The sequence below is a fragment of the Chryseobacterium contaminans genome, from assembly GCF_001684955.1.
GTDB lineage: Bacteria > Bacteroidota > Bacteroidia > Flavobacteriales > Weeksellaceae > Chryseobacterium > Chryseobacterium contaminans.
In genome coordinates, this window is record NZ_MAYF01000158.1 from 1 (window position 1) to 3792 (window position 3792).

At 38.9% G+C, this 3792-nt stretch carries 2 protein-coding genes; one reads left to right on the top strand and one right to left on the bottom strand.

Going from position 1 to position 3792, the window contains the following annotated elements; all coding sequences use genetic code 11:
- Window positions 1-123: 123 nt before the first annotated feature.
- Window positions 124-2850 carry a sodium-translocating pyrophosphatase gene (locus tag BBH99_RS10435; protein WP_066695293.1) on the top strand — a complete coding sequence of 909 codons (2727 nt, stop codon included), beginning with the start codon at window positions 124-126 and terminating at the stop codon, window positions 2848-2850.
- Window positions 2851-2910: 60 nt separating this feature from the next.
- On the opposite strand, the gene BBH99_RS10440 is transcribed toward BBH99_RS10435, so the two are convergent.
- A partial coding sequence (locus BBH99_RS10440; RefSeq protein ID WP_066695295.1) for an aminotransferase class I/II-fold pyridoxal phosphate-dependent enzyme occupies window positions 2911-3792 on the bottom strand: 882 nt, incomplete at its 5' end.

Sequence of the window (3792 nt, forward strand, 5' to 3'; positions counted from 1 at the left end):
GAAGAATTGTGATTCATATTGACTATTCTTTTAACTGGTACTAATAAGTCCGTGATTTTTTTAATGCTTTGATGGTAATTATTTATTATATTTATTTTTCTATTACCAAAAAAATATTAAACTATGGATCTATTTGTGTTAGTGCCAATTTTTGGTGTGTTAGCTTTGCTTTATACATTTCTTCAGAGCAACTGGGTAAGTAAACAGAATGCCGGAAATGAAAAAATGAAAACAATCAGCGGACATATTGCTGATGGTGCCATGGCTTTTTTAAAGGCCGAGTATAAAATCTTAACCTATTTTGTCGTCGTTGTAGCTATTCTTTTAGCTGTAATGGGTTCAAGCAATGCCAATTCACATTGGAGTATAGGGCTTGCTTTTGTAGTGGGAGCCATTTTTTCTGCTACAGCGGGCTTTATAGGGATGAAAATTGCAACCAAAGCCAATGTAAGAACGGCAGAGGCAGCAAGAACTTCATTATCCAAAGCCCTTAAAGTTTCCTTTACAGGAGGTTCTGTCATGGGAATGGGAGTAGCAGGACTTGCCGTACTGGGGTTAGGAGCTTTATTTTTAATTATTAAACAGATTTTTGCACCAGATGCCACAGTAGATTCCCATGAAATGGAAAGAACTATAGAAATTCTTACCGGTTTTTCTCTTGGTGCTGAATCCATTGCTCTTTTTGCAAGAGTAGGTGGTGGTATTTACACGAAAGCAGCAGACGTTGGAGCTGACCTGGTAGGAAAAGTAGAAGCCGGAATTCCTGAAGATGATCCAAGAAACCCGGCAACCATTGCTGATAACGTTGGAGATAACGTTGGAGATGTCGCAGGAATGGGGGCGGATCTTTTCGGCTCGTATGTTGCTACAGTGCTTGCTACCATGGTATTAGGAAGAGAAACGATCTCTGATGACTCATTCGGAGGTTTCGCTCCCATTCTTTTACCCATGCTGATTGCAGGAACAGGAATTATCTTTTCCATGATAGGAACTTTATTTGTGAAGATCAATGATAATGAAGGTTCATCTACTTCCAGTGTACAAAATGCACTGAATTTAGGAAACTGGGGCAGTATTGTGATTACAGCCATCGCTTCTTATTTCCTGGTAACCTATCTTCTTCCTGAAAAAATGGTCTTAAGAGGTCATGAATTTACAAAAATGGGAGTATTCGGGGCTATCATGGTAGGATTGGTTGTAGGAACCTTAATGAGTATTATCACTGAATATTATACAGCAATGGGGAAAAGACCGGTTTCAAGTATTGTGAGACAGTCTTCAACCGGACATGCAACGAATATTATCGGTGGACTTTCTGTAGGAATGGAATCAACTCTTCTTCCGATTATTGTATTGGCAGGAGGTATTTACGGATCTTATTTATGTGCCGGATTATATGGAGTGGCCATTGCAGCCGCTGGAATGATGGCCACTACAGCAATGCAGCTAGCTATTGATGCCTTTGGTCCGATTGCAGATAATGCCGGAGGTATCGCTGAAATGAGTGAGCTTCCCAAAGAAGTTCGTGAAAAAACAGATATTTTGGATGCTGTAGGAAATACAACTGCAGCTACAGGAAAAGGATTTGCCATTGCTTCAGCTGCATTAACGGCCCTTGCCTTGTTTGCAGCCTTTGTAGGTATTGCAGGCATTGACGGTATTGATATCTACAGGGCTGATGTTTTAGCAGGTCTCTTTGTAGGTGGAATGATTCCGTTTATATTTTCTTCATTAGCCATCACAGCCGTTGGGCAGGCAGCCATGGCCATGGTGGAAGAAGTAAGAAGACAATTCCGTGAAATTCCCGGGATTTTAGAAGGGAAAGCTCAGCCGGAATATGAAAAATGTGTTGCTATCTCTACCGATGCCTCAATCAGAAAGATGATGTTGCCGGGAGCTATTGCGATTATTTCACCATTACTGATCGGATTTATTTTTGGTCCTGAAGTATTGGGTGGTTTCCTTGCCGGAGCTACTGTAAGTGGTGTATTGATGGGGATGTTTCAGAATAATGCGGGAGGTGCCTGGGATAATGCAAAAAAATCATTTGAAAAAGGAGTTGATATCAATGGTCAGACTTATTATAAAGGATCAGAGCCTCATAAAGCATCTGTAACAGGAGATACAGTAGGAGATCCGTTTAAAGATACTTCCGGACCATCCATGAATATCCTGATTAAACTGATGTCAATTGTTTCATTAGTAATTGCACCCACTTTAGCGGTGTTGCATAAGGATAAAATTGAAGCCAATAGAAAAGCGAAAATTGAAAGCCTGACAGGAGTTGCTGGAGTTGTTTCAACATCATCAGACCTTAAAACTCCGGCTGTTCCAGGTGAAGTGAAAGGACATCTTAATGAAAGTGGAGATTTTGTTTATGAAACAGGAAACCTGCAAAAAGTAAAATTGAAAGGCGGAAAAACAATCGAGTTAGGAGAAGCCAGTCAACTGTATCAGCTTTATAATGCAATTAATCAAAAAGATAAGACCATTCTGGACCCTAATAAATGGTATACCATTGAAAACCTTTATTTTGAAACAGGATCAAGTGATTTAAAAGCAGGTTATGAAATGCAATTAAACAATATTGCAGAAATAATGAATGCATATCCTGATCTGAAAATAAAATTAGGTGGATATACAGACAACAGCGGTAACGAGGAAAGTAATCAGAAGTTATCCAATCTTAGGGCTCAGACTGCAAAACTTAAGCTGCTGGAGTTGGGAATATCAGCTGATAGGATAGAAGCGGAAGGATATGGTTCTCAGCATCCAATTTGTGAGGCCAATGATACAGATGAATGCAAAGCCAAAAACAGAAGAATTGATGTGAGAGTTCTGGCTCTTTAATCAATATTGATAGACAATACTAAAGCACCGCATTGGCGGTGCTTTTTTATATTTTTATTGTTATAAATTCTTTCTCAGATGCTCCAAAGCCTGAATAATCACATCATCTTTCTTAGCAAAGCTGAAACGGATATAATCTGAATTCTGTCTGGAATTATAAAAGGCTGAAAGCGGAAGACAGGCAACCCTTTTATCAATAGTCAGCCATTTGGAAAACTCTACATCCGTCATGGTTTTGGAAACATCTCTGAAGTTAACAATCTGAAAAACGCTGCCTTCAGCTTCTTGTTCAATATAAAGAGGCGTTTCTGTAATCAACTTATTAAAAATATCCCGCTTTCTCTGCATTACAGCTTTGTTTTCTGAGGGGTCAAATATTTCCAGGTATTTTGCCAGGGCGTATTGTGCCGGAGCATTGGCGCTATAGGAAATATATTGCTGGTGGCTTCTGAATAAAGCGGTTAATTCTTCGGAAGCCAGCATATAGCTCACTTTCCATCCCGAAGTATGAAACATTTTCCCGAATGAAAAAATACAGAATGTCCTTTTTCTAAGTTCAGGGTGGATAAATGAACTGTAATGTTCAGCTTCATCAAAACAATAAGTATCATAGATCTCTTCTGAAATCAAATAGATTTCCTGGTTGCTTATCAATTCATATAACTGTTTCCAATCATCCTGTTTCCAGACTTTTCCGGTTGGGTTTTGCGGGGAATTAATGATAATTGCTTTGGTCTTTTCAGTGATACAGGTTTTAAACTTATCCCAATCTATTGTAAAGTCATATTCTAAGTCATAATAAACAGGAATACTCCCGTTCATGACAACAGAAGGAGCGTAGGTATAATAAGAAGGCTGGATAATGACAACTTCATCTCCTTGATTTAAAATAGATTTCAGTGCAGTATATAAAGCAAAAGTTGCGCACGGAACAATAGTGAC